General features: G+C 54.1%; 8 protein-coding genes. All 8 read left to right on the top strand.

What is annotated here, in order from left to right; all coding sequences use genetic code 11:
* Positions 1 to 380: hypothetical protein (locus HXY34_12755; protein NWF97004.1), on the top strand; the 380-nt coding region annotated here is incomplete at its 5' end.
* Positions 381 to 431: 51 nt separating this feature from the next.
* On the top strand, positions 432 to 1070 hold the full coding sequence (locus tag HXY34_12750) for a 30S ribosomal protein S5 (GenBank protein NWF97003.1): 639 nt from the start codon (positions 432 to 434) through the stop codon (positions 1068 to 1070).
* Positions 1067 to 1549, top strand: a complete 483-nt coding sequence (locus HXY34_12745) for a 50S ribosomal protein L30 (protein ID NWF97002.1) — start codon at positions 1067 to 1069, stop codon at positions 1547 to 1549. The genes HXY34_12750 and HXY34_12745 overlap by 4 nt, the downstream gene beginning before the upstream one ends.
* 16 nt (positions 1550 to 1565) lie before the next feature.
* The gene (locus tag HXY34_12740) at positions 1566 to 2102 is read left to right on the top strand and encodes an Hsp20 family protein (protein ID NWF97001.1); all 537 of its coding nucleotides are present in this window, start codon (positions 1566 to 1568) and stop codon (positions 2100 to 2102) included.
* Positions 2103 to 2116: 14 nt separating this feature from the next.
* Positions 2117 to 2563, top strand: coding sequence for a 50S ribosomal protein L15 (locus HXY34_12735; GenBank protein ID NWF97000.1), 447 nt, complete (start codon positions 2117 to 2119; stop codon positions 2561 to 2563).
* Positions 2564 to 2896: 333 nt separating this feature from the next.
* Positions 2897 to 4378 (top strand): preprotein translocase subunit SecY, encoded by a 1482-nt coding sequence (gene secY / locus HXY34_12730; GenBank protein ID NWF96999.1) that lies wholly within the window; start codon positions 2897 to 2899, stop codon positions 4376 to 4378.
* Positions 4379 to 4501: 123 nt separating this feature from the next.
* Complete coding sequence (locus HXY34_12725) at positions 4502 to 5092, top strand: adenylate kinase (GenBank protein NWF96998.1); 591 nt, start codon at positions 4502 to 4504, stop codon at positions 5090 to 5092.
* 6 nt (positions 5093 to 5098) lie between these two features.
* The gene (locus HXY34_12720) at positions 5099 to 5623 is read left to right on the top strand and encodes a DUF106 domain-containing protein (GenBank protein NWF96997.1); all 525 of its coding nucleotides are present in this window, start codon (positions 5099 to 5101) and stop codon (positions 5621 to 5623) included.
* Positions 5624 to 5836: the final 213 nt, after the last annotated feature.

Raw genomic sequence — 5836 nt, 5'->3', positions numbered from 1 at the left:
GTGTCGAGGTGCCGCATGATCCAGAGGTGATTCCCGGCGAGGACCGGCTCTCAGGTGAGCATATCACAGCGGCCTTCCAGTACTCTACTGATAGTGGTACAGATGAGTATGCATTCTCGAGACTTGGAAAGAAGAAGACGACGCTCACGGCTCTGCCAAAGACATACGAGAGCGTCAAGAAGGCGATTCTCGCTCTGCCTGAAGCAGAGCTGAAGAAGAAGTCTTCCGTCAAGCCAGTACCTGTACCGAAGAAGCCCGGTGAGAAGGTGAAGAAGGTCGTCGTGCCAAAGGCTCCACGTGCACAGCCGAGAAAGCCAAGGACGAAGAAGCTAGTGAGCCGCAGCAAGGGCAAGAAGGCAAAGAAATCCACCAAGGAGTGAAAACGCATGAGTAGGGAACAACAGAGACGGCGTAGACAGCCTCGGGAAGAGATGGAGCCCCTAGAAGAGTGGGTGCCGCGGACCGAGCTCGGCAAGATGGTGAAGGAAGGTCACATCAACAGTCTTGAGGAGATACTCCAACAGAACATGGTGGTCCGAGAAGCCGGAATCATCGACACTCTCTTCCCAGACCTTCGTCAAGAGGTAGTTGATGTCGCCATGGTTCAGAGGCAGTCAGATGCTGGTGAGATCAAGTCTTTTCGGATAACCGTTGTAGTCGGTAATGAGAGAGGCGTCATCGGCATCGGAGTCGGGAGGGCTACAGAGTTCGTACCGGCTGTCAGAGCTGCTGAGGACAGAGCAAAGATGGCAATCACTGTGTTCAGACTGGGCTGTGGTTCGTGGGAGTGTAGATGTTCAGACACTCACAGTGTACCATTCCAGGTGAGTGGTTCGGCAGGCTCAGTGCGGGTCACTCTGCGACCTGCCCCAAAGGGAACCGGTCTGGTGACCGCAGATGTCGGAAAGGTGGTGCTCAGAATTGCGGGTCTACGAGACGTCTGGTCCATTAGCAAGGGTAGGTCTAGGACCTCGTCAAACTTTGCAAAGGCATTCGTCGATGCACTGGTCAAGACCTACAGGATGCTGCCACCTCAGGAGTGGAGTGCCGCAGGAGCGTTGCAAGAATGAGTACTACTGATTCAGTCATCATCGCCATTCGGGTCAGAGGCCAAGCACGGGTGCGTCCGGAGATAGAGGACACGCTCAACAAGCTTCTTCTCGGAAGGGTACATCAGGCACGCATACTCAGACTCACACCCAGCCTGTTTGGTATGGTTCAGAGGGCCAAAGACTATATCACATGGGGTGAGATAGATGAGGAAACAGCCGACCTGATACTGACGAAGAGAGGACGCCTGCCTGGGAACCGAAGACTCACGGATGAACATGTGAGGAAGAACAGCAGCTTTAAGTCCATTAAGGCCCTAGCTAAAGCCATTGTTGATGGCACGGCGAGTGTGTCGGACGTCGCGGGACTTAAGCCCGTCTTCAGACTCACGCCCCCAAGTGGAGGATACAAGGGCAAGCATGGCCTGCCCGTGACCGCCGGCGGAATCACGGGATACCGAGGGGCAGAGATAAACAGACTCGTCAGACAGATGGCCTAGTGGAGATGTGCGTACTATGTCATGGGATGACTCGGAAGACAATGACCCGAACAGGGACCTCAGAAAATGGATAGGGGACTTCCTTCCAGAGGAACTCTTCAAGCAGATTGAAGAGATGATGAACAAGATGTTCGAGGACCTTCAGCAAGGCAGGATGCTAGACCCCCAAGCCATTGACCGGGTGCTGCGAGAGCACCGTAGTGTGAGACCATTCATGTTTGGCTTCTCCGTCGACATCGGTCCAGATGGAAAACCCAGGCTGAAGCGATTTGGCGACAGACCGGTGGGAGAAGAACTCGAAGCAGGACCCGTGCTTGAGCCACTTGTCGATGTCATCGAAGAGGACAAGGAAGTCGTGGTCGTCGCCGAGCTTCCCGGCGTCGAGAAGGATCAGATAAGGGTCCGTGTGAAGGGGACTACCCTCATCCTTGATGTGGAGAACCCGCACAGGCCCTATCACAAGACAGTGGAGCTACCAGTCAAAGTAAAGAGAGAAGAGGCGAAGTCAGCTATTCGCAACGGAGTGCTGGAGGTTCGCCTCAAGAAGGCATGAGGAGTGTCTTAAGAATGCAGAAGCGCAAGGAACGCAAGATTAGAGGTCACAGAGGAGACAGGACAACCGGCTATGGGGTCACCAAGGGACACAGAGCAGCCGGTCAAAGAGGCGGAAGGGGCAATGCTGGCAGACACAAGCATCGATGGATTGCAACAATCAAGGAGAATCCTCATTACTTTGGCAAGCACGGCTTCAAACGCTTCCAGGGGCTGACGGTGTCACCCACGACCATCAATATCGGTCAGCTTGACGAGACAGTCGAGCATCTTGTTGAACAGGGCCGCGCAAGAAAGGACGGCAAGAAGTACGTCCTAGACATGCCAACCCTCGGCGTCGAGAAGGTCTTGGGAAGAGGAAGGGTAGTGCATGCGCTTGAACTGACTGGAGTTAGACAGATCAGTGCGAGCGCACGGGAAAAGATAATCGGCGCTGGCGGCAGTGTCGACCTTCCCGAGTGACAGTATGAGACTCGGCCGGGGTCGGTGGCTGCTTTCCAGAAGTTGGGCAGTCAAGGCCCAACCGGCCGTGCAAGAGTTCACTGAGTCAGTGTGGGTTCGCAGCAGCAGCCCCAAAGTTGAAGACCGTATGGCATGCACTGGTCTGTGCTGCACTACAAGGAGACCCGCTACCAAGTTGTATAGCAGCATCCAACTGCCGGGCGGCTGGTTGTACGCCATCTCTATTCACAAGATACCTTCAGAGAGCGACAGCCTGCTAATCACGGTTTTCACCAACAATGTTAAAAGTCCAGCCCGGCAGGCAACGCAGAAAACCTGCAGGAGCTATAAGGCTTGCCATCCAAGTTCCTAAAGATGCTGTCGCCACTGGTGCGTTTCATGCCAGTGGTCAAACCGCCAGAACGGAATGTGTCCTTCCGTGAGAAGGCGGTCTGGACGTTAGTAGTGCTGCTCATCTTTCTAATCATGTCGCACCTTCCGCTCTACGGTATCAGTCAGTCAGCGGGAACCGACTATCTCTGGGCAATGCGCGTGATTCTTGCTAGCACGCGAGGCACCCTGATGGAACTCGGTATTGGACCCATAGTCACTGCAGGACTTGTGATGCAGCTACTCGCAGGCTCGAAGATCATCGGTGTAGACTATAGTGACCCTGAAGACAGAGCACTGTTCACGGGAGGACAGAAGGTGTTGGCCATGCTGATGACAGGTTTTCAGGCATGGGCGTACATCTGGGGCCGCGCGTACGGAGACCTGACCATCCAGCAGGGCATCCTGGTCTTTGTCCAGCTGTTCTTCGCCGGAATGGTGATTATTCTGATGGATGAGCTTGTCCAGAAGAAGTGGGGTCTCGGGTCAGGTGTCTCACTCTTCATCATGACTAACGTTGCCGGCCAAGTCATCTTCAACATGTTCAACATAGTCGACCTCGAGTCGAGCCCCACAGAGAACCCGACAGGCCTGCCAAAGGGCATAGTAGCCGCGCTAATTGCCAACCTTGTGAGGTATATTACTGGAGGCCCAAGTCCGCCAGTGGACATCGGCTGGTTGGTGTTCCGCAACGGCTACGACCCCGCATTGTTTGGGCTCGTGGTCACATTTGTCATCTTCTTTGCAGTCCTATGGCTGGAGGCGGTGAGAGTGGAAGTACCGCTCCAATACGCCAAGTACAGGGGAATGAAGGCCAGATACCCAATCAAACTGCTGTACACGTCTAACATCCCTGTCATACTGGCTCAGGCACTCTATGCCAACGTGCTCTTCTTTGGCCAAATCATACACACCAACTTCAACTCGACTGGCACAAACCCGTTCCTTAACATCCTTGGAACGTACGAGCAAGACCCAGACTCAACCAGACTGATACCCACAGGGGGCCTAGCATACTTCATCACACCACCACAGGGCATCTACGCAGTGTTCTCCGAGAGCATGGGCATACTGCATGTTGCCATATACGCACTGCTGATGGTCCTGCTCTGCTGGGGCTTCTCCAAGATCTGGATTGACATCAGTGGCATTGCCCCAAGGGATGTGTCAAGACAGCTTCTCAACTCAGGGTACATTGTGCCCGGCTTCAGAAGAAGCGAAAAGGTGCTCGAGCGTCTGCTGGAGCGATACATCCCCGTCGTAGCGGGCCTTGGCGGAGTACTCATAGGCGTGCTCGCCGCTTGTGCTGACATCTTCGGAGCTCTTGCCAGCGGTACTGGAATACTCCTGATGGTCTCGATCATAAAGCAGTACTACGAAACGATTGCCAAGGAACAGCTGGCAGAGGCGGGCGGCGAAGGAATCGCTGGGCTGCTAGGCGTCTGATAGACAGATTGACTGTGGGAGTGGATGGCTCCCACAGCCCACACAACCATTCTCAGGAACAGAATGGTATATATCGTCCTCCTAGGGAGCAGGAGTCAGACAGAAAACGGATGGGTTGTCCAAATGACAGACAGAAGCAGGGTCGTAATAGTGACTGGGATACCAGGTGTTGGCAAGACAACAGTCATAACGACTGCCGTCAATATGGTGAAGGAGAAGCATGGCGAAGAGGTCCTGGTACTGAACTTCGGCACTGCGATGTTGGACGTTGCGTCCAAGAGGGGGCTCGTCAAGACAAGGGACGAGATGCGAAAACTCCCCACAGCCAAGCAGAGAGAGATTCAGAAGATGGCTGGAGAGGCGATTGCCAAGCAGGCCAAGACCGCCAGAGTCATCGTAGACACTCATACTCTCATCCAGACTAACAACGGATACCTGATAGGTCTCCCGGAGTGGGTCGTAAGAGCACTGCAACCCAAGACGATAGTGCTTGTCGAGGCGGATTCAAAGGACATAGCATCTCGTAGAAGTGAGGATACGACCAGAACAAGGGACGCACAACTTGTCGATGAGATTGAGGTCCACCAGCAGATGTGCAGAGCCGCAGCTGTTGCAGCTGGCACACTGACTGGAGCGACCGTGAGGATAGTGAAGAACAGGCAGGGACAGGTCGAGTCCGCTGCGACTGAGCTCTATGACACTCTTATGGAGTAGGGCCACATGCAAGACGTGGTTGCCCAACTTGTGGACCTGGTTTCCCAGATGGGGTGGTCAGGTGTATTCGTGGCGCTCATCTCGGTGTCAATCACCACAGTCAGCAATCTGGCCATGAAGAGGTTCTCGGACATAAGGCGGCTGCGGAGATATCAGGCAGAGATAAAGCAGTACCAAGAAGACATGAAGAGGGCCCAGCAGACACAGAACGAGAAGCTCCTTAGGAAGGTGAAACGGAGAAAGGCGTACATAGACCGGATACAGAAGGAGATGATGGGGGCACGCTGCAAGCCCTCACTCTTCTTCATAATACCCTTCATGTTGATCTTCTCGCTTCTGAGTGGTTTCTATGCAGGACGGTTCGTCGCAGTCCTTCCCTTCGACGTCGGCAAGGCGCTGCCATTTCTGGTGGGCTTCATAGGCGACCACGTACCCGGTGGCTTTGGTCTGTACTTCTACGCCTTCTATTTCCTAGTAGGGCTTGGTCTTGGACAGATAATCCAAAGAGTACAGGGAGTGTCGCTCACTTAGAAGGACCGGCTCTGTTACAGAAGTCAAGTCCGGAGTCGGCAGAGAGGCCAGCACTGCCTGATTCACACGAGTATGGACACTGAAAGCCACCATCTGTGTCAGTCTCAGCCATGCGGTGACAGGTCAAATCCACTTATGCAACAGAGCCGGGAACTTGAGAAGAGTTATAAGGAGGCGCTAGCAACAGGAGTACAGGGATAGAGTTTCCATGGT

The sequence above is a fragment of the Candidatus Thorarchaeota archaeon genome (genome assembly GCA_013388835.1).
Taxonomy (GTDB): domain Archaea; phylum Asgardarchaeota; class Thorarchaeia; order Thorarchaeales; family Thorarchaeaceae; genus JACAEL01.
The sequence above is the reverse complement of the archived record's forward strand: the minus strand, read 5'-3'. Positions and strand labels throughout refer to the sequence as shown.

Excerpts from the sequence above, each read along its gene's own strand:
- HXY34_12750 (NWF97003.1), top strand. The coding sequence starts at position 432 with ATGGAGCCCCTAGAAGAGTGGGTGCCGCGGACCGAGCTCGGCAAGATG.
- HXY34_12745 (NWF97002.1), top strand. The coding sequence starts at position 1,067 with ATGAGTACTACTGATTCAGTCATCATCGCCATTCGGGTCAGAGGCCAA.
- HXY34_12740 (NWF97001.1), top strand. The coding sequence starts at position 1,566 with ATGTCATGGGATGACTCGGAAGACAATGACCCGAACAGGGACCTCAGA.
- HXY34_12735 (NWF97000.1), top strand. The coding sequence starts at position 2,117 with ATGCAGAAGCGCAAGGAACGCAAGATTAGAGGTCACAGAGGAGACAGG.
- HXY34_12725 (NWF96998.1), top strand. The coding sequence starts at position 4,502 with ATGACAGACAGAAGCAGGGTCGTAATAGTGACTGGGATACCAGGTGTT.
- HXY34_12720 (NWF96997.1), top strand. The coding sequence starts at position 5,099 with ATGCAAGACGTGGTTGCCCAACTTGTGGACCTGGTTTCCCAGATGGGG.